Origin of the sequence: Bacillus hominis (assembly GCF_030348325.1) — a bacterium.
GTDB classification, from domain to species: domain Bacteria; phylum Bacillota; class Bacilli; order Bacillales; family Bacillaceae_G; genus Bacillus_A; species Bacillus_A hominis.
Map to the genome: position 1 here is coordinate 1,287,541 of NZ_JAUCFS010000005.1, position 19,974 is coordinate 1,307,514.

At 35.3% G+C, this 19,974-nt stretch carries 22 protein-coding genes, 1 pseudogene and 1 riboswitch; of the genes and pseudogenes, 20 read left to right on the plus strand and 3 right to left on the minus strand.

The window, feature by feature from the left end; genetic code table 11:
* Nucleotides 1-87 precede the first annotated feature (87 nt).
* On the plus strand, nucleotides 88-204 hold the full coding sequence (locus tag QUF93_RS08885; RefSeq protein ID WP_000038354.1) for a DUF6254 family protein: 117 nt from the start codon (nucleotides 88-90) through the stop codon (nucleotides 202-204).
* 9 nt (nucleotides 205-213) lie between these two features.
* On the opposite strand, the gene QUF93_RS08890 is transcribed toward QUF93_RS08885, so the two are convergent.
* Nucleotides 214-1,422, minus strand: a complete 1,209-nt coding sequence (locus tag QUF93_RS08890; protein WP_002117348.1) for an ATP-binding protein — start codon at nucleotides 1,420-1,422, stop codon at nucleotides 214-216.
* A gap of 208 nt (nucleotides 1,423-1,630) precedes the next feature.
* Nucleotides 1,631-1,674: riboswitch (PreQ1 riboswitch) on the plus strand.
* A gap of 93 nt (nucleotides 1,675-1,767) precedes the next feature.
* Here QUF93_RS08890 and queC point away from each other — a divergent pair.
* From queC to queF, 4 genes are read left to right on the plus strand one after another with little or no spacing between them, the layout of a single operon-like run.
* Nucleotides 1,768-2,430, plus strand: a complete 663-nt coding sequence (gene queC / locus QUF93_RS08895; RefSeq protein WP_002117350.1) for a 7-cyano-7-deazaguanine synthase QueC — start codon at nucleotides 1,768-1,770, stop codon at nucleotides 2,428-2,430.
* Nucleotides 2,430-2,921, plus strand: a complete 492-nt coding sequence (gene queD / locus QUF93_RS08900; protein WP_002064383.1) for a 6-carboxytetrahydropterin synthase QueD — start codon at nucleotides 2,430-2,432, stop codon at nucleotides 2,919-2,921. The genes queC and queD overlap by 1 nt, the downstream gene beginning before the upstream one ends.
* Nucleotides 2,914-3,630 carry a 7-carboxy-7-deazaguanine synthase QueE gene (queE, locus tag QUF93_RS08905; RefSeq protein ID WP_289358522.1) on the plus strand — a complete coding sequence of 239 codons (717 nt, stop codon included), beginning with the start codon at nucleotides 2,914-2,916 and terminating at the stop codon, nucleotides 3,628-3,630. The genes queD and queE overlap by 8 nt, the downstream gene beginning before the upstream one ends.
* An 18-nt stretch (nucleotides 3,631-3,648) precedes the next feature.
* Nucleotides 3,649-4,146, plus strand: coding sequence for a preQ(1) synthase (queF, locus tag QUF93_RS08910; protein ID WP_002117354.1), 498 nt, complete (start codon nucleotides 3,649-3,651; stop codon nucleotides 4,144-4,146).
* A gap of 48 nt (nucleotides 4,147-4,194) precedes the next feature.
* Here queF and QUF93_RS08915 read toward each other — a convergent pair whose 3' ends face one another.
* Nucleotides 4,195-4,380: a YkvS family protein gene (locus QUF93_RS08915; protein ID WP_002064385.1), complete on the minus strand. Its 186-nt coding sequence runs from the start codon at nucleotides 4,378-4,380 to the stop codon at nucleotides 4,195-4,197.
* A gap of 257 nt (nucleotides 4,381-4,637) precedes the next feature.
* Here QUF93_RS08915 and QUF93_RS08920 point away from each other — a divergent pair, with 257 nt between their 5' ends.
* Nucleotides 4,638-4,793 carry a hypothetical protein gene (locus QUF93_RS08920; RefSeq protein WP_002117356.1) on the plus strand — a complete coding sequence of 52 codons (156 nt, stop codon included), beginning with the start codon at nucleotides 4,638-4,640 and terminating at the stop codon, nucleotides 4,791-4,793.
* Nucleotides 4,794-4,884: 91 nt separating this feature from the next.
* A complete protein-coding gene (locus QUF93_RS08925; protein ID WP_002117357.1) occupies nucleotides 4,885-5,487 on the plus strand; it encodes a histidine phosphatase family protein in 603 nt (200 codons plus the stop codon).
* 60 nt (nucleotides 5,488-5,547) lie between these two features.
* On the opposite strand, the gene QUF93_RS08930 is transcribed toward QUF93_RS08925, so the two are convergent.
* Nucleotides 5,548-6,126 carry a GNAT family N-acetyltransferase gene (locus QUF93_RS08930; RefSeq protein ID WP_289358523.1) on the minus strand — a complete coding sequence of 193 codons (579 nt, stop codon included), beginning with the start codon at nucleotides 6,124-6,126 and terminating at the stop codon, nucleotides 5,548-5,550.
* 261 nt (nucleotides 6,127-6,387) lie between these two features.
* Between QUF93_RS08930 and ykzS the strand changes: the two genes are divergently transcribed.
* The 13 genes and pseudogenes from ykzS to QUF93_RS08995 all read left to right on the plus strand — a co-directional run bounded on the left by ykzS (nucleotide 6,388) and on the right by QUF93_RS08995 (nucleotide 19,968).
* Nucleotides 6,388-6,582, plus strand: a complete 195-nt coding sequence (gene ykzS, locus QUF93_RS08935; protein WP_000360788.1) for a protein YkzS — start codon at nucleotides 6,388-6,390, stop codon at nucleotides 6,580-6,582.
* 170 nt (nucleotides 6,583-6,752) lie between these two features.
* Nucleotides 6,753-7,070 (plus strand): hypothetical protein, encoded by a 318-nt coding sequence (locus QUF93_RS08940; RefSeq protein ID WP_289358524.1) that lies wholly within the window; start codon nucleotides 6,753-6,755, stop codon nucleotides 7,068-7,070.
* 477 nt (nucleotides 7,071-7,547) lie between these two features.
* Complete coding sequence (gene nrdI / locus QUF93_RS08945; RefSeq protein ID WP_000959445.1) at nucleotides 7,548-7,907, plus strand: class Ib ribonucleoside-diphosphate reductase assembly flavoprotein NrdI; 360 nt, start codon at nucleotides 7,548-7,550, stop codon at nucleotides 7,905-7,907.
* A pseudogene (locus QUF93_RS08950) lies at nucleotides 7,894-9,021 on the plus strand (ribonucleotide reductase barrel domain-containing protein); the annotation flags it as partial. The gene nrdI and the pseudogene QUF93_RS08950, both read left to right, overlap by 14 nt.
* Nucleotides 9,022-9,403: 382 nt before the next feature.
* Nucleotides 9,404-10,354, plus strand: coding sequence for a ribonucleotide reductase barrel domain-containing protein (locus QUF93_RS08955; RefSeq protein ID WP_353050853.1), 951 nt, complete (start codon nucleotides 9,404-9,406; stop codon nucleotides 10,352-10,354).
* 93 nt (nucleotides 10,355-10,447) lie between these two features.
* Nucleotides 10,448-11,416 (plus strand): class 1b ribonucleoside-diphosphate reductase subunit beta, encoded by a 969-nt coding sequence (gene nrdF, locus QUF93_RS08960; RefSeq protein WP_128282261.1) that lies wholly within the window; start codon nucleotides 10,448-10,450, stop codon nucleotides 11,414-11,416.
* A gap of 420 nt (nucleotides 11,417-11,836) precedes the next feature.
* On the plus strand, nucleotides 11,837-13,186 hold the full coding sequence (locus tag QUF93_RS08965) for an APC family permease (protein WP_289358525.1): 1,350 nt from the start codon (nucleotides 11,837-11,839) through the stop codon (nucleotides 13,184-13,186).
* A gap of 486 nt (nucleotides 13,187-13,672) precedes the next feature.
* Complete coding sequence (locus QUF93_RS08970) at nucleotides 13,673-13,963, plus strand: SAV0927 family protein (RefSeq protein WP_002117370.1); 291 nt, start codon at nucleotides 13,673-13,675, stop codon at nucleotides 13,961-13,963.
* Between the two features lie 27 nt (nucleotides 13,964-13,990).
* On the plus strand, nucleotides 13,991-14,239 hold the full coding sequence (locus tag QUF93_RS08975; RefSeq protein WP_000291043.1) for a biotin/lipoyl attachment domain-containing protein: 249 nt from the start codon (nucleotides 13,991-13,993) through the stop codon (nucleotides 14,237-14,239).
* 145 nt (nucleotides 14,240-14,384) lie between these two features.
* The gene (locus QUF93_RS08980; RefSeq protein ID WP_289358526.1) at nucleotides 14,385-16,514 is read left to right on the plus strand and encodes a sigma 54-interacting transcriptional regulator; all 2,130 of its coding nucleotides are present in this window, start codon (nucleotides 14,385-14,387) and stop codon (nucleotides 16,512-16,514) included.
* A 271-nt stretch (nucleotides 16,515-16,785) separates the two neighbouring features.
* Nucleotides 16,786-16,959, plus strand: coding sequence for a hypothetical protein (locus QUF93_RS08985; RefSeq protein WP_289375265.1), 174 nt, complete (start codon nucleotides 16,786-16,788; stop codon nucleotides 16,957-16,959).
* A gap of 132 nt (nucleotides 16,960-17,091) precedes the next feature.
* On the plus strand, nucleotides 17,092-18,585 hold the full coding sequence (locus tag QUF93_RS08990) for an aldehyde dehydrogenase family protein (protein ID WP_289375266.1): 1,494 nt from the start codon (nucleotides 17,092-17,094) through the stop codon (nucleotides 18,583-18,585).
* The gene (locus QUF93_RS08995) at nucleotides 18,586-19,968 is read left to right on the plus strand and encodes a putrescine aminotransferase (protein ID WP_289358528.1); all 1,383 of its coding nucleotides are present in this window, start codon (nucleotides 18,586-18,588) and stop codon (nucleotides 19,966-19,968) included.
* The last annotated feature ends 6 nt before the right edge of the window (nucleotides 19,969-19,974 follow it).

Genomic DNA, 19,974 nt, shown 5'->3' on the forward strand with positions numbered 1-19,974 from the left:
CAAAAAGGGTAGAAAAAACTATGCATAGTTTCCTGTCTTACTTTGGAATAATACTTGGTGAAAGAGTTAGAAGGAGTTGAACAAAGTATGTCAAAGAAAAAGAGAGAAGAAGAGCGCGCTTGGAAAGCTCGGAAAGAAAACCAAAAGCCACATGGAAAGGTGAAAGCTTTTGCAGAATTAGTTGAAGGAACAGAAAAAACGTGATGAACTTCATCACGTTTTTTGTATGATTGGGAAAGTTAATAAAAATGTTGTACCTGTTCCTTTTTCACTAATAATATCAACCTTTCCATTCATTGCTTGAATAACACTGAAGACGACCATCATCCCGAGTCCGGTCCCTTTTTCTTTCGTCGAGTAGAAAGGTGACCCGAGGCGTTTTACTTGTTCTTGATCCATACCAATACCTGTATCTTTTATATATAATTGTATATGTTTATGGTCTGGAACTAATGTAAGAATAAGGTCACCACCGTTAGGCATAGCCTCAATACAGTTTTTAAAAATATTTAATAAGCATTGGTTCAGCTTTTGCTTTTCACCAGCTATAAAGAAAGATGTACTTTGTTTTATGTAATGTATACGAACATTTGTTAAATTGGCGAGAGGTGTAATTAAAGATAACGCATGAAGTAATTCTTCCTCTACTTGTAATTGTTGTTCTTTTTCAATACTCGGTTTTGCAAAAGTTAAGTAGTCTGTAAGAACATGATTTGCTTGTTCGATACCATTAATGGCTATGTCGATATATAATTTTCGTTCTTTCTCAGAACATGTATCTGACTGTAAAAGTTGTAAAAACCCTTTCGTTGCAGTTAAAGGATTACGAATTTCATGAGAGATAGAAGCTGCCATTTCACCGATTAAATGAAATTTTTCAGCATTTATAAGTTCATTTTGGAGACGAACTTGTGTTTGTAATATGTGTAGCAAATATAAAATAAGAATTGTACCAAGCATCGTACATAGTTCGTACACGATAATATGTGGTATATAATCTGCCGTATTTGTAACCTCTGAAAGGAAAAATGGTATCCAGACAAATCCGAATATGAGACTGTAAAAGATAGCGAGTGCTATTTTTATACGATTAGAACTTCGGTTAAACAGTTTGTATGTTAATAGTAGAACAATGAATAGTAGAACCGAAGCGATAAAGGATGGGAAAACACCTATTCCTCCTAATAAGAAGCGGTATATGTTTAATACAGCTAAGATAGAAGCACCAGCAATTGGCCCCCCTGTTAATGTACCAACAATTAATACGATATGACGCATATCAAATTGAAATCCATAATTTGTTTTTGCTGCGAAAGTGATACATAGTATGGTAGCGAGGCAACATAATATAATAAATATAGCTGAATTTAATTTTGGAGAGCGTTTCCCTTTTTGATTCCAAAATAAATGATATACAAGCATTGTAACAAGGATGGATAATATATTTAAAAAGAGATAAATAATAAAGAGTTTCAGTTGGATGCCTCCTCTCTTCTCACATTAAATTAATCATACTATAAAATGAAAGAAATGAAATGTGAAATAGCGGAAAAAATCAGAAATTTTTTATGGTAGTATACAATATGTTACAATAATCTTTGTTAATGAAAGAAGAAATTCCGTGCACTGCATGGGAGAGGTTCGCGAACTCCCTCTATAAAAAACTATAGAAACAACAATATCCTTAGGTATTGTTTTGTTTTTTTATTGTGACAGTTCAAGAACGTTCTTTCTTCTTATTCGTAGTAGAGAAGGAGAATGAGTGAAATGAAAAAAGAAAAAGCAGTTGTTGTTTTTAGTGGTGGACAAGATAGTACAACATGTTTATTTTGGGCAATACAACAGTTTGCAGAAGTGGAAGCTGTAACGTTTAATTACAATCAACGTCATAAGTTAGAAATTGATTGTGCAGCGGAAATCGCGAAAGAGTTAGGAATTAAACATACGGTACTAGATATGAGCTTATTAAATCAACTTGCTCCAAATGCGTTAACGAGAACGGATATGGAGATTACACATGAAGAAGGTGAATTGCCATCAACATTTGTAGATGGACGGAATTTACTATTTTTATCATTTGCGGCTGTATTAGCAAAACAAGTTGGAGCACGTCATATTGTAACGGGTGTATGCGAAACTGATTTCAGTGGTTATCCAGATTGTCGTGACGTGTTTGTGAAATCATTAAACGTTACATTAAATTTATCTATGGATTATCCGTTTGTTATTCATACACCACTTATGTGGATTGATAAAGCAGAGACATGGAAATTATCTGATGAACTTGGAGCATTTGAGTTTGTTAGAGAAAAAACATTAACATGTTATAACGGAATCATTGGTGATGGTTGCGGTGAATGTCCAGCATGTCAACTTCGTAAAGCAGGATTAGATACGTATCTACAAGAACGCGAAGGAGCGAGCAACTAATGGATAACTTTTTTGGATTTCGCATCGTAGAAAATTTACAAAAAATGGACAAGGATATTCAGCGTGAACAACTCAAATATCATAATAAAAGAGTAATGGTCAGCAAGGAATTTACATTTGATGCAGCGCACCATTTACACTGCTATGAAGGGAAATGTAAAAATTTACATGGACACACATATAAAGTCGTATTTGGAATTAGCGGATATGTAAATGAAATAGGCCTTGCAATTGACTTTGGAGATATAAAAGAGATTTGGAAAAATGAAATAGAAATTTATTTAGATCATCGTTATTTAAACGAAACATTGCCAGAAATGAATACGACTGCTGAAAATATGGTCGTTTGGATTTATGAAAAGATGGCAGAAGCATTAACGAAAGATAATCGTGAGAACGAATACAAGGGAGCTCGCGTTGAATTTGTTCGTCTTTTTGAGACACCGACTAGTTATGCGGAAGTAAGACGGGAGTGGATGCTCGATGAGTAAAATCCCCGTCTTAGAAATATTTGGTCCGACTATTCAAGGAGAAGGAATGGTTGTAGGCCAAAAGACAATGTTTATCCGTACAGCGGGCTGTGATTATAGCTGTGCTTGGTGTGATTCTGCTTTTACATGGGATGGATCGGCCAAAGATCAAATTAAACAAATGACACCGGAAGATATTTGGAATGATCTTGTAGAAATTGGTGGAGAAAACTTTTCTCATGTTACGATTTCAGGTGGAAATCCTGTTTTGCTGAAAAATATGCAATTTCTTCTTTCTATATTAAAGGAGAATGGAATGCGAACAGCGATAGAAACACAAGGAAGTAAATGGCAAGATTGGTTGCTTCAAATTGATGAGGTAACGATTTCTCCAAAACCACCAAGTTCGGCGATGAAAACAGATTTTCAGATGTTAGATTCTGTTATTCATAAACTAGCAGGGAAAGATTTTAGTTTAAAAGTAGTAGTATTCGATGATCAAGATTTTGAATATGCAGTTAAGATGCATGAGCGTTATCCGAATGTACCATTTTTCTTACAAGTAGGGAATGATGATACGAAAACAGTGGATGATGCGGTGCTTATAAAAAACTTATTAGAAAAATATGAATGGCTTATTGAAAAAGCTGTGAATTGTAAAGAAATGAATGATGCGAAAGTATTGCCTCAGCTCCATGCGTTAGTATGGGGAAATAAACGAGGAGTATAACAAGAAGGGATGTTTAAAATGGCAGGAAGATTAGACGAAGATTTAAAAGATGTAACATTACTAGGAAATCAAAATACAAAATATTTATTTGAATATAGCCCGGGAATTTTAGAGGTATTTGATAATAACCATCCAAACCGTGATTACTTTGTAAAATTCAACTGTCCTGAATTTACAAGTTTATGTCCGAAAACAGGACAACCAGATTTTGCAACAATTTATATTAGCTACATTCCAGAACAAAGAATGGTAGAGAGTAAATCTTTAAAGCTATATTTATTTAGCTTCCGAAATCATGGTGACTTCCACGAAGATTGCATGAACGTTATTATGAATGATTTAATTAAATTAATGGATCCACGCTATATTGAGGTATGGGGGAAATTTACACCACGTGGTGGTATTTCAATCGATCCTTACTGTAACTACGGCCGCCCAGGAACTAAGTATGAGCAAATGGCAGATTACCGTATGATGAATCACGATTTATATCCAGAAACGATCGATAATCGTTAATAGAAAGAAGGGATCTGTATGATATACAGATCCCTTCTTTCTATTATATTATGCATGTTGATTAATGACAGTATAGTTTTTATGGCTTACAACTGTAAGAGGTTCCATATCTAGTTCTCTAAAATTCTCCATAATTGTTATATCAACAATAACGGAGTTTTGATTTACCTTTTGAACACGGCCTTGCATTCCACCTTTAAATTCGATGATATCTCCAGTTTCTGCGATCTGCATAAGCAACTCTCCTTGTTCTAGTTTTCCCAAAAAAAGAATAATTTGGGCTTTTTTATTTCCTCTTATTTTGAACTATATTTACTACTTTGTAAATGTTTCCAAAGTAAAAAGTCGAAAAATATTCACTTTTTGTAAGGAAATATGTAAAAAGATATTGTTTAGGAGAGGAAGGATGAAAATGCATACATCTTTATATAGGAGTATAATAAAAAATACAATGACCTACTAAAGTGGGAGAAATTAGGGGCGGTAAAATGATGTTTGAAATTGTGGGGAGCTTTATAGCGATTTTATTATTTTTATTTTCTTATATACAGTTGAAGAAAGTGCGTCATCATGAAACAACTACATATTTTGATGGACTGGATGGTGTGCACACATCAATAACACATCATAGTGGTGGGGATATGTAATGATATATAACTTTCTTTTTATGCATGGTATGATGGCAATAAGAAATAGTACGTAATATAGTTCGTAAGTGATGAATGGGGAGTGGGAAGAATGCGAATTTCTTTTATTCGTCATGGTCGTTTGGACAGTACTATAGAGCCAATGACAATTATTTCATTTCGTGAATGGATGAAGCAATATGATTTAGGGACTACCGTAAAAGAAACTCCTATACCAATTGAAACAATTGAGATGATTGAATCAGCGAAATTGGTCGTAACGAGTGATCAGAGGCGTGCTGCGCAATCAACAGCCGAATTAACTGATTCTTTATCTTTTGTGCAAAATCCTCTTTTTAGGGAAGCTGAAGTTCCAACGAGTTTTTATGCTCCAAAATGGTTGAAATGTAAACCTAATGTATGGATGTTTATTGGACGTACACGATGGATATTTGGTTATAGTAAAGATGTTGAGTCTTATAAGGAAGTACGAGAAAGAGCAAGGCAAGCTGCTAATATGTTGCACCGCTATGCGCTCGTACATGGACGTATTGCCCTTGTAGGTCATAGTTATTTTAATGCGATGATTGGGACTGAACTGAGGGCGATGGGATGGTCTGGTTCGCCTATTTTTCATAGGAAGCCATGGGGATGTACAACGTATACATTTCATGAGGAGATGGATGGAAATGTATTAAATACAAAATTAACTTAAAAGAGGCTGTCTCTTTGGCAGCCTCTTTCTCTACATAACAAGCAAAAAAGAATTGTCCTTTTAATATATAGAAACCAATGACCGTAATGGTTTTATTAGATGGGCATACGGTTCGCCGACGAGCATAACGATTTTATCTTCTTTGTAACCAAGTTTTTCATATAGTGAAAAAGCGCGTTTGTTTTCTAAATTAACAAGTAAGGCGATTTTTTCATGCCCTTTTTCAGTTGCATGAAGTTCAGCTGCATCGATTAATTTAGAGCCAATGCCACGTCCACTGTACATATTTGAAACTGACAACGTGTCAATATAATACTCATCAAGTTCAGCTTCTTTTTCTAACGTAATGAATTCGTCTTCATGTAGTTCTCTTAAGTGGTGTACGATTGGTGCATCAAGTTGTTCAGCGTCACTACCGTGATAAACGACAATAACTCCAACTACTTTTCCATCTTGTTCAGCCACTAAACAGTTTTCATAGCTCAATCGATTATTTTCTTTTGCGAACCATGTTTCAAGCCCTAGTATTACTTTTGCTTCAATTGTGCTACCTGTGATTTTTTCAGCAATTTCGTGCAGAGCGTCATACAGTAAAGGTGCTACTCCTACCGCATCTGTCTTTTTTGCTTTCCGAATCATAGTATCCCTCCTAGTTCTATGTATATATTGTAGCATAAAATAAAATAACAAACAGTGGCTTGGAACTTTGTTGTACAGAGCGTCAAAAAGTTTGATATAGAGAAGTAGCTATGTTAGTATATGATATTTAGTGCGAATATAATAAAGTGATATAGCTATAAAAATAATAAAAGTGAATTATATAATAGTAACGGGATAATTTTACCGTTGTCGACATATAGAAGATGCGATAAAATAAACTATTGCAGAGAGGTGAAATACATGGATAAACAATTAGCAAATGCAATTTTGGATCAGCTGAAAAATGGTGAAATAAAGGAGTATGTTGCGACGAAAGATGTATTTTATACGTTCAGGGAAGTTGTTGTAAGTCGAGAAGATTTTAAACATATTATCGGGAACGCACAGCGCGGTGGACAGGTAATTTATACATATTCAGAAACACCACGTTCATAAAGTGAAACTTTAATCAGTGGGGGCATCCCCCACTGATTATTAGTTGAACCAATCGGGCATTTACGGGCAGTTATCTCCCACCTGACTTCCTTGTATCCATCGAATTTCAAGGTGGGAGTCTTACTGCCCGAAAATAGCGGGATAAATAGAAGATAAAGGAGAGGAGAATTATGGGAGATTTTAAACAAGGCATATTGCCACATTGGGATTATATGTGGAAAGATAGAGCTGGGAATAGGTTTATGGGAATGGTTATGTATCCAGAGAAACGAAAATGTTCAGCAAAAATGCTTCAGAAAATAAAAAGAGCATATGAGCAAGCAGTAGAAATTAAAGTAACTGTACAAGTTCAACATACATATCAGTACGTAGAGGGAATGATCGTATACTTTGATGAAGAAGCTCCTGTATGTACAATGCTCGATAAAGATGAGAATCCACATCATATATTTGTAAAAGATATTTTGCGTATTGAGCACTCTGAATAATTTTTTTCATAAATAAATTGAAGTTCCATAATAATAATCTTTTTCTATAATAGTTATCTTTTAGTATGTAACGAGGAACGAAAGAGTATGTATAATATTTAATAAAGTAAAATTGATAAATGTAATCGTTTTTTGGAACAGATTATCGTTTAAGGTCTGTTCTTTTTTGCGTGATGCTGGAGAAATATATTACTCCAGCATTTACTGTTTTATGACAAAAAATATTGTTAACTTTTTTTAAAATAAGGTTAAATTCGTTGACAACTTTTTTGAAAAGCACTTTATTGACATGAGTTTTAGAATGTTGTTTCATAGTCTTTGTATTGAAAAAAATCGACGGTCATGTCGAAAAGTAAAAGTTAAAAAAAGAAAGAATTTATACATATATCTTGTGTCTTATTTTGAAACGTAATACAATATATAGAGAAATCAAGAAACGACATACAGAGAATATAGATTGGAGAGGGAGGGTCGGAAATGTTAGTTGCATATGATTCTATGACAGGAAACGTGAAGCGTTTCATCCACAAATTAAATATGCCGGCCGTTCAAATTGATGAAGCTCTAGTATTAGATGAAGACTTTATTCTTATTACGTATACAACAGGTTTTGGCAATGTACCGGAACGTGTTTTAGACTTTTTAGAACGCAATAATGAAAAATTAAAAGGCGTATCTGCAAGTGGCAATCGTAATTGGGGAGACATGTTTGGTGCAAGTGCTGACAAAATTTCTACTAAATATGAAGTGCCTATTGTATCAAAATTTGAGTTATCTGGAACAAATAATGATGTAGAATATTTTAAAGAAAGGGTGCGGGAGATTGCGACACATTGAACTGAATAATGAAATCACGCAAATGCAGGACGGTTTTTATCAGCTTCATAAAGATAAAGAGGCATTAGAAGTCTTTATGGAAGAAGCTAGAGAGAATACCGTTCATTTTAATAGCGTGGCAGAGCGAATGGAGTATATGAAAGAACACGATTACTATTACAACGTTCTGGACGAGTATAACTTGGAGGAAGTAGAAGGAGTATATAACATCGCTTATGGTGAAAACTTCGAGTTCCAATCTTATATGGCAGCATCTAAGTTCTATAAAGATTATGCGTTAAAAACGAATGATCAAAAACAATACTTAGAAAGCTATGAAGATCGTGTAGCAATTGTTTCATTATACTTAGGACGCGGTGATGTTGCGAAGGCAAAACACTTCGCAAGCATGATTGTAAAACAAAACTACCAACCAGCGACACCAACCTTTTTAAATGCGGGAAGAAGCAGAAGAGGAGAAATGGTGTCTTGTTTCTTGTTAGAGATGGATGATAGCTTAAATTCAATCGGCTTTAACATTAATACTGCAATGCAATTATCGAAAATCGGTGGTGGAGTAGCTTTAAACTTATCTAAGCTACGCGCACGTGGTGAGCAAATTAAAGGTATCGAAAATGCCGCAAGTGGTGTAGTGCCTGTTATGAAATTGCTTGAAGATTCGTTTTCATATGCGAATCAACTTGGTCAACGAAAAGGTGCCGGCGCTGTATACTTAAACATTTTCCATTGGGATATTATTGAATTCCTTGATACAAAAAAAATAAATGCCGATGAGAAGAGCCGTATTCAGTCTCTATCAATCGGAATTATCGTTCCAAGTAAGTTCTTTGAGCTTGCTGAGAAAAACGAACCTTTCCATGTTTTCGCGCCTTATACAGTATTTAAAGAGTACGGAAAACATTTAGATGATATAGATATCGACGAAATGTACGATGAATTAATGAGCAATCCGAAAGTGAAGAAGAAGCCACTAGATATTAGTGCGCGTGATATGCTTATTAAAATTGCTATGATTCAGCTTGAGTCTGGTTACCCATACTTAATGTTTAAATCAAATGCAAATAACCAACATCCACTGAAGGATATTGGAACTGTGAAGATGTCGAACTTGTGTTAAATATGTAGCACCTTCTAGTAGAAATGCTAGTCGAAAACTCCGTTAAACGGGGAAAGCCTCAAGTTTGAGGTAACCTACCGTGCTAAATCTTATCTTAGAATGAAAATATAAAAGTTCAGAATGTATCTTATTATTTTGTATAGCAGAGTTATTGAACAACATAAAGTAATAAGAGATTTTCTGAAAGATTAAGATAAGTAAAAGCCTAACGACTATCCCTTATGGGAGTAGAGCGCAAGCGATTGGCGTTCGAAAAGCGGAGCACCTAACCAGGTAATGCTGTAGGTGATGATATAGTCTGTCCTGTATGGTGACATACAGCAGTTGCATGAGCAACGGACCGAGCAGTAGCGAACTCGGTTGAACATTCGAGACAGAAATCTTCCAGCTACAAGAAACTTCTGAAATAAATGATTACGGTACAGAAGACATTATCCGTCGTGATATTAACTGTAACTTAGGATCGTTAAATATCGTAAACGTAATGGAAAATAAAGAAATTCGTGAAGCAGTTCATGCGGGAATGGAAGCTTTAACAGCTGTTTCTGATATGACGATCATTCCGAATGCCCCAACTGTGAAAAAAGCAAATGATGAGCTTCATTCAGTTGGACTTGGTGCAATGAACTTACACGGATATTTAGCAAAAAATAAAATCGCTTATGAAAGTGCTGAAGCGAAAGAATTCGCTCGTACATTCTTTATGATGTTAAATTACTACTCGATTGAGAAAAGTATGGAAATCGCTAAAGAAAAAGACGAAACATTTAAAGACTTCGATAAGTCTGATTATGCGAACGGCACATACTTTGAAAAGTATGAAACAACAGATTACAGCCCAGTAACTGAAAAAGTTCAGCAACTATTTGAAGGAATTCATATTCCAACAAAAGAAGATTGGACAAGTTTAAAAGAGCAAGTGAAGAAGAATGGATTATATAATTCATATCGTCTTGCAATCGCTCCTACACAATCTATCAGTTACGTTCAAAATGCAACTTCAAGCGTAATGCCGATCGTAAGTCAAATCGAATCAAGAACGTATGCGAATGCGACAACATATTATCCAATGCCGTATTTATCAAAAGATACGTTCTGGTACTATAAATCGTCTTACGATATGAATCAGTTTAAACTAATTGATTTAATCGCAGAAATTCAAGAGCATATTGATCAAGGAATTAGTACGATTCTTTACGTTAATAGTGATATTTCAACACGTGAGTTAGCACGTTACTACATCTATGCGCATAAAAAAGGCTTAAAGAGTCTGTACTATACAAGAACACGTAAGTTAAGTGTGGAAGAGTGCGTGGCTTGTACCGTTTAATATAAAAAGTGTGACATTATGAGCAGGGTTTTCTGAACCCTGCTCATGCTTAGTTATCAATTTTTCATGTTTATTTAGAGAAGGGGCGATTGAATGCGTGCGGTAAACTGGAACAAAAAAGAAGATGATTTTAGTTTAATGTTTTGGAAGCAAAACATCGCTCAGTTTTGGACAGAAGAAGAAATCGCGGTATCTTCTGACAAAAATACTTGGGCACAATTATCAAAAGAAGAGCAGGTTGCTTATAAGCGCGTATTAGGTGGTTTAACACTTTTAGATACGAAACAAGGCGGCGAAGGGATGCCACTTGTACTTGTTCATCTTGAAAATTTACAAGCGAAAAGTGTATTAGCTTTCATGGGAGCTATGGAAGAAGTACATGCGAAGAGTTACAGTCATATTTTCACAACGTTAGCTACGGAAGAAGAAATTGATGATATTTTTGAATGGGTAGATAATCATCCATTACTTGAGAAAAAGGCTGGTATTGTTACTAGTTACTATCGTCGTTTATTAAAGCCTGAAGTAACGAAAAAAGAGCTATACATGGCAATGGTAGCAAGTGTATTCTTAGAAAGTTACTTATTCTATAGTGGATTCTTCTATCCACTTTACTTAGCAGGTCAAGGCAAATTGACGGCAAGTGGTGAGATTATTAACCTAATAATTCGTGATGAGTCCATTCACGGCGTATTCGTCGGTATTTTAGCACAACAAATCTTCGCAGAACTTTCTGCAGAAGATCAACAAGAAGTGCAAAAGGAAACGCAAGAGTTATTAATGGAACTATATGAAATCGAAATGGCATATACAGAAGAAATTTACACTTCTATCGGTCTTGTAGAAGATGTAAATCGTTTCGTTCGTTACAATGCGAATAAAGGACTTATGAACTTAGGACTTGAGCCGAAGTTTGAGGAAGAAGAAATTAACCCAATCGTTTTAAATGGTTTACGTACAGATACGAAAAACCATGATTTCTTCTCGGTAAAAGGAAATGGTTACGTAAAAGCAACGAACGTTGAAAAGTTAGCAGACGATGACTTCGTATTCAATTTTTAATATAGTGTTATAGAAAAAGCTGTCTTTATAGAAAAGACAGCTTTTTTGTTATGAATAGTTTACATAACGTTATTATTTCATGAAAATATTTTTATCTCGTAAAAGTATAATTTATGAGGAAGTGAAAATAAAAAACGGATTAAAGTTCTGTTTTTTTTATATTTAGCAGTATGAGAGATTGAATAACTTATGTCAAAATGAATAAAAAATGATAAGAAGTGAGGCCTAATTCCACCTATATGTTCTTTTTCGGAGTGCTTTTTTTGACTACAGAAATATTGGCTCGAAAATTGCATGGATATTTAAAAACAAAAGGAAATTGTAATAGATTGTGTGAGATATACAGTCGTTTGAAAACGCTTCCTTTTAACTGTCGATTTTTAAATGGAAATTAGATAGAGAAAGTAGGGGGAATGATAGGTGGGAAAAGTAGTTGGTTTAAAACGTTCATTAGGGCTGTGGTCAATTGTTATGCTAGGGGTCGGGTACATGACACCGATGGTTGGATTTGATACGTTTGGAATTGTTTCGGAAAAAACGGGTGGACATGTGCCAGGAGCTTATTTGATTGCATTAGCGGGGATGTTGTTTACCGCTGCAAGCTACGGCAAAATGGTAAAGGTTTTTCCTACCGCAGGATCTGCTTATACGTATACACAGAAGACGATTAGTGCAAGGCTTGGGTTTCTTGTTGGATGGTCCGCGTTATTGGATTATTTGTTTCTACCGATGGTGAACGCACTATTAACGAGAATTTATATGTCAGCATTTTTCCCAAGTGTTCCTAATTGGGTATGGGTCATTGGCTTTGTTCTCCTGATTACATTAATAAACATGATTAGCGTAAATGTTACTGCTAATTTCAATACGTTCTTAGTAATATTTCAAGTGTTAGTAATGGCCGTGTTTGTTTTTCTAGTTATAAAAGGCTTATTATCGGGAGAGGGAACAGGAGAAATCTTTTCCATTCAGCCGTTTTTTCAATCAGATATACAAATATCACCGTTAGTTGCAGGTGCGACAATTCTTTGTTTCTCATTTTTAGGTTTTGATGCAGTAACTACATTTTCAGAAGAGACACCAAACGCGGAGAAAACAATTCCTCGAGCTATTTTTCTTACTGCTTTAATCGGTGGAGTTTTATTCATTACTACTACGTATTTTACACAATCTATGTTTCCAGATACATCTGTATTTAAAAATCAAGAATCAGCATCTCCAGAAATTGCACTATATGTTGGTGGGAAATTATTTCAAGCTTTCTTTTTAGTAGGAACCCTTATGGGGACACTTGCGTCCGGTTTAGCTTCTCATACAAGTGTATCCAGGTTATTATACGTAATGGGGCGAGATAATGTAATTCCGAAGAAAATATTCGGATACATTCATCCTCGATGGCGAACTCCAGTATATAACATTATTATTGTAGGGATTATTTCACTCTCCGCTATATTCATTGATTTAGAAACGGCAGCATCCCTTATTAACTTTGGAGCGCTTATTGCATTTACATTTGTTAATTTATCTGTAATTTTCTACTATGTAATTAAGAAAAAAAGATATAAAACGATAAAAGACTGTTTAAATTTCTTAGTGATGCCTATTTTAGGTGCTGCTACTGTAGCAGTACTATGGTTTAACCTCAATATCCATTCACTTATTTTGGGACTTGGCTGGGCTGCTATTGGAATTGGGTACCTTCTATATATTACGAACATGTTTCGTTCAGCTCCTCCGCAAATGCATTTTGAAGAAGTACAGGAAATATAAAGTGAAACTATAATCAGTGGGGGTTTGTTCATCCCCCACTGATTATTAGCCTTCACCAATCGGGCGTTTACGGGCAGCCCGACTCCAACCTAACTTCTTTGCTCCAGCCGAATTTTGAGGTGGGAGTTTTACTGCCCACAAATAGCGGGATAAAAAGCAAAAGACATCGGGAATGGATCCGATGTTTTTTGCTTTGAAGATTGGGAAACCATGCAGTATTGCATAATTCATTCAAAGATTCATAAGGAAGAGGGGGAAGGCTAGGGAGTATGGCTGATAAATGATGATCAATATAGTATTTTCATTTGGCACAATTATTGCTTTGTACAATTAGTAACAATATAAAAGCGGGGTGTTATGGTCGTAATCCAAGCAGAAAACAAATGCAGTTGAACTTGAAAATCATTTCATTGAAGGTGGTTGCGCAATTGTAGGGATATTACGTCTAATATGCTAGTTGCATTTTTAACCTAAAGGAGGGACCAAATGAAACTGGATATTTTATTAGAAGAAGTGGAGAGACAACAAATCGGCTATTATTGCATTTTGTCGAATAGTCATCGTTACGATATAGCTGTTACGTATTCGCAACAGTTTCTTGGAAAAGCAATGGTTACCTCAATTCAAAATGGGAGAATGGTTTTATTAAGTCAAGAAGATATTGGAGAGGAACAATATTGGGCACCAAGGCTAGGAATTGAGGTAGAAGATATAGAAGAGATTCAAAGCTTTTTCTATACGATTCTTCAGTCACAAAGGTTAGAAGAACAATATTAATAGAATACAAGAAAGGGATGATTGATTGTGTATTATGATATTATTACGAGTCCATGTTATGGAATAATTGAAAAGGTGTCTATTGATAAGGATTCTCGAATTTATGAATGGGAGCCATTATTCTCTATTAAAGATATGAATGGTAAACTGGAAGTAATTAAGATGGGATGTAGTGGAGAAGTTCAATCTTTAGAAGTAGAGGCAGGAGATAAAGTAATTCCAGGTATGGTATTAGCTTATATTCAAGAAGATCTTTTTGTTAGTGGTAGTGATTAATGATAGAACAATGAGGAAGATGGAGGCGTTCATCTTCCTTTTTTTTATTAGGTAAAGGAAAAAACGCTTTATTTTCAGATTAATTAAAAAAATCTGTATTTAATGATACAATACAAATTAAATAGTTCAAAGGAGGAATAGCAGAATGTTTTCCATTGCTCATAAAAAAATTAGACCTATTGTCTCTCTACCTATCGATCAATCTGAAAAGGAATGGAATATAGATGTTAAAAATATAAAAGAATCTTTTCTATTTTTAAAAAGAGGGGAGAAATTATTTGCATACGTTCATGTGAAGGATCTGCTATCAAATAGTAAGGGATTAACTTCTAAAGTATTGCTTTCAAATGCTATTTCACTAGATACAATATGTCATCTTAGTAAAGATATTTCTTTAACAGCTCTTTTTCAAATTATTGGAGCGCCAATTGTCATAGTAAAAAATGAAATGGATGAGCTAACAGGATATATAAGAAGAGAGGATGTTTTTGCAGAACTATTTAAACAAGAAAATCAGAGTGTTGATATATTGAAAATTATTTTAACGTCTATTCCAATGGGAATTTTTGTAGTAGATCGTGAAAAGAAAATTGTAAATTGCAATGAGTCTGGTTTGAAGATGATTAAATCGACTCCTGAAAAAGTTATGAATGTACCAGCAGAACTGATTTTTAATGAAGAACACATTAATAACGTATTTACAACGGGAAAAACGATCTTGAATCAATTACAAATCACAAATGAGATGGGTGTATTAGTTGACTATAGTCCGATTCCAAACTTTGATCAAAGTATTGAAGGAATGGTTATTATTGTGCAAGATTTGCCGATGGTCGAGGACATGGCGATGGAAATTGAATATATAAAGGATTTAAATAAAGATTTACATGCAATCTTGTCTAGTATTTATGATGAAATATTAGTTGTTAATCATAAAGGGGAATTAATTCGTTATAGTGAAACTGTTATCAATGATTTTTGGGGGAGTAATTTGAAAGACCTTTTAGGAAAAAATCTTTTAGACCTAGAAAAGAAAGGATTATTTAGTCCATCTGTTACACGATTAGTGTTGGAAAAACAAAAAAAGGTATCAGTTGTACAAGAAACAAAAAGCGGAAGAAAAATATTAGCAGTTGGAAACCCTGTATTTAATGAAAACGGAGAGCTTCATCGTATTATTATTGCCTCAAGGGATATTACCGAAGCAACGAGATTGAAGACAGAATTACATGAAATAAAGAAGATATCAGAGCAATATAAGAAGGAGTTAGATGACTTTAAAAATAAAGATCGTTTTCTTAAGAAGCTTATTTACTGTAGTCCGAAAATGGAGCAAATTATTAACCAAGCTAAAAAAATAGCAGATTTTTCTTCCAATGTTCTTATTTCTGGAGAATCTGGTGTCGGAAAAGAAGTGATTGCCCAAGCAATTCATCAACTTGGAAACCGATCGTCAAAGCCATTTTTAAAATTAAATTGTGGTGCAATTCCAGAAACTTTGTTAGAAAGTGAACTATTTGGTTATACGAAAGGTGCTTTTACAGGAGCCGATAAAAATGGAAAAGAAGGATATTTTAAGAGGGCTGATCAAGGTATTTTATTTTTAGATGAAATTGGAGAAATGCCTTTACATTTGCAAGTAAAATTGCTTAGAGTCCTGCAGGAACAAGAAGTAATTCCTATTGGAAGTACAATACCTACGAAAATAAATGTACAAATTATTGCTGCTACAAATAAGAGTCTTGAAAAGATGGTGGAATCTGGAACATTCCGTGAAGATTTGTTTTATCGCCTAAATGTAATTCCGTTGCGAGTTCCTCCTCTACGAGAGCGAATGGAAGATGTTCCGGTACTTGCCTTTCATTTCTTGCAACAGTTAAATGAAAAATATAATAAAAATTATCATTTAACTCCAGATGCGCTTAGCTTACTAGAGTTTTACTCATGGCCAGGAAATGTACGTGAATTACAAAATATGATTGAACGTTTAGTAGTATCAGCAGACGATCCAGTAATTGAAGCGGAGTTTGTTAGTAAGTTTTTAACACCTCGTTATGACTTTAAAAAATCAAAACCAGTTATTACAAGAGTATTACCATTACAAGAAGCACTACATTCTGTAGAAGAACAATTGATTTTACTTGCAATGAAGCAGTATAAAACAACGACTAAGGCTGCAAAAGCTCTTGGAATCAGCCAATCTTCAGTGAGTCGTAAATATCAAAAAATTGTTAGTGAAAAAGGGATAGCGGCTGATATCATCTCTTATTCCTAAAAAAGGAGAAGGTCACATAGACTTCTCCTTTTTGTGTGCGCTCAGCAAGTACATATTCTCTAGGGTTCAAGTCCCGAGTCGTGAAGGCGGTAGCGGAAATGATTAACGTTCTGTTTTATCCCGCTATTTGTGGGCAGTAAAACTCCCACCTCAAAATTCAGGTGGAGCAAAGAAGTTAGGTGGAAGCCCCGCTGCCCGTAAACGCCCGATTGGTGAAGGCTAATAATCAGTGGGTGATGAACAAACCCCCCACTGATTAAAGTTTCACTTTATGCAAAATGGAATAGTGTATGCCAAAATGCATAAATTGTTTGTTGTTTTTAAGAAAATAGTCAGTTTATCCCGCTATTTGTGGGCAGTAAAACTCCCACCTCAAAATTCAGGTGGAGCAAAGAAGTTAGATGGAAGCCCTGCTGCCCGTAAACGCCCGATTGGTGAAGGCTAATAATCAGTGGGTGATGAACAAAACCCCCACTGATTAAAGTTTCACTTTATGTATGATTCCTTTGAAGTTTAAATATTGGCATGAAATTTGCTTATAAATATATAAACGATCGATAAAGGGGGATTCAATATAGTGCTAGATTTAAAAATGTATGTAAACGGTGAATGGATAGAGTCTAGTAATCAAGAGAAAAGAATGATTATTAACCCTGCGAATGGTAAGGGTATAGCATATGCACCTGAGGGGACGATTGAGGATGCAAAATACGCGATAGAAGTGGCAAGAGCGGCCTTCGATAGCGGAATTTGGTCAGAAACATCCACTGCTGAAAGGGCATCATATTTATTTAAAATAGCAGATGAAATTGATAAAAATATGGAAGAATTAGTATACCTTGAAACAATGGATAATGGAAAAACGTACCGTGAGGCAGAAGGAGATATTGGAGATGCAGCGGCTTGTTTTCGCTATTATGCCGGATTGATTACAAAGCCAGATGGTCAAACATATCATGTAGCCGATCCGATGCAAGCGATGGTTGTAAGAGAGCCAGTTGGTGTTTGTGGATTAATTGTTCCATGGAATTATCCGCTATTGATGAGTGTATGGAAAATTGCACCTGCTTTAGCAGCTGGAAATACAATTGTGTTTAAACCTTCTGAAGTGACACCAATCACTGCAACAAAGCTATTCGAAATCCTTGAAAAAGTAGGGCTACCAAAAGGTGTTGCCAATATGGTAATGGGGGCCGGTCCAATAGTAGGAAATGAAATTGCAGCGAGTAATAAAGTGGATATGATTTCCTTTACAGGTGGAACAAAAACAGGTAAGCACATTATGAGAACAGCGGCAGATAATATGAAAAAGATTTCGTTAGAACTTGGAGGGAAATCTCCAAATATTATTTTTGCAGATGCAGATTTTGAGACCGCTATTGATTATGCTCTATTCGGTATTTATGCAGGTAGCGGACAAGTATGTTCAGCAGGATCAAGAATCCTTGTAGAAGAAAAGATTTATGATAAATTTGTTAATCGTTTTGTAGAGCGAGCACAGCAAATTAACGTTGGTCCTGGTGATAATCCAGAATCAGAAATGGGGCCACTTGTAAGTCAAGAACATATGGAAAAAGTATTACGTTATATTGAAATTGGGAAAGACGAAGGTGCAAATGTTGCTTGCGGAGGTAAACGAATAATGGAGGATGGAAAAGGTGATGGTTTCTTTATTGAACCAACAGTCTTTGTCAATGTAAAACCTGATATGCGCATTGTCCAGGAAGAAATTTTCGGTCCTGTTGTAGTAATTCAAAAGTTTAAAGACGAACAGGAAGCAATTGAGTTGGCAAACGGTACAGACTATGGCTTGGCTGGAGGGGTATTTACAGTTGATGGTGCAAAAGCAATGCGTGTGATTCGTAAACTTCGCGCAGGAATTACGTGGATTAATAGTTATCATCCAACATACAATGAGGCGCCTTGGGGCGGATATAAGCAAAGCGGTATTGGACGTAGCCTAGGAACGTTTGGTTTAGAAGAATTTCAAGAAATTAAGCAGATTAATATAAATCTAGAAGTAGAACCTATTGGTTGGTTTGCAAATAAAAAAAATGTAGAGGTGAATTAGATGGAAACGAACGTGAAAAATAAATTGAATGAGAAAGATAAAAAAGATTCAAATGTAAATGAGTATATTACGAAAGTACTACAGTTAATTGAAAAAGAAAAGGTTACTGAAGAAGAGGCGAACTGGATTCAAAAAGAAACAGTAGATGGATTTAGAGAGCATGTAAACCCTGGTTTCCTTGCTTATAGAAAAACAGTAACAAAAGATGGACAATTTGCAGCGGTAGAATGGTCAGATGAAGGATCGTGTTTCATGGATATTAATGGTAAAAGATATATTGACTGTTTAGGTGGATTTGGAATTTATAATGTTGGTCACCGTAATCCGAAAGTGGTAAAAGCTGTGACAGATCAATTAAAGCGTCAAGCATTACATAGTCAGGATTTACTGGATCCACTTCGAGCAATTCTTGCAAAGATTTTAGCGGATATTACACCTGGTGATTTGAAATACGCCTTCTTTACAAACAGTGGTACAGAAAGTGTGGAGGCAGCGTTAAAACTAGCAAAAATGTATAGTGAACGAACAACTTTCATTGCTACAACTCGTGCCTTCCATGGTAAGAGTCTTGGTTCCTTATCCGGAACGGCAAAAGGAATGTTCCGTAAGCCATTCTTACCATTGATTCCGGGTTTTCGCCACGTTCCATTTGGCGATATTGAGATGATGAGAAAAACATTTGAGACATGTGCATTAGTAGGAGAAGATGTTGCAGCAGTTATTTTAGAACCAATTCAAGGAGAGGGCGGTATTATTTTACCTCCAGAAAATTATTTGAAACAAGTACGAGAGCTTTGTGATGAGTTTGGATCACTTCTTATTTTTGATGAAGTACAAACTGGAATGGGACGCACAGGAAAAATGTTTGCTGCAGAATTATATGATGTTGTGCCGGATATTATTTGTCTTGCGAAGGCGTTTGGTGGAGGTGTAATGCCAGCGGGAGCTATTGTTGCGAAAGAAACAGTATTCAAAAGTTGGTTTGAAAATCCATTTATGCATACAACAACATTTGGAGGAAATCCTCTTGCATGTGCTGCTGCAATTGCAACAATCCATGTATTATTGGAAGAGAAATTACCGGAACGAGCTATGGAAGTTGGGGAGTATTTCTTAAATGGATTGAAACAAGCAGCAGAAGGGCACGAAGATAAAATCTTTGAAATTCGTGGTCAAGGTTTAATGATTGGGATTGAATTCCATAAAGACGAGATTGGTTATGAAGTGTCAAAGGCGATGTTTGATGAAGGAATTCTTGTTGCGGGAACATTAATTAACTCAAAAACAATTCGTATTGAACCATCCCTTACAATTAGTTATGAAGAAGTAGATACAGTTATTAATACGTTTAAATCTGTGTTAACTCAAGTAAAAGTAAAATAAATTTCG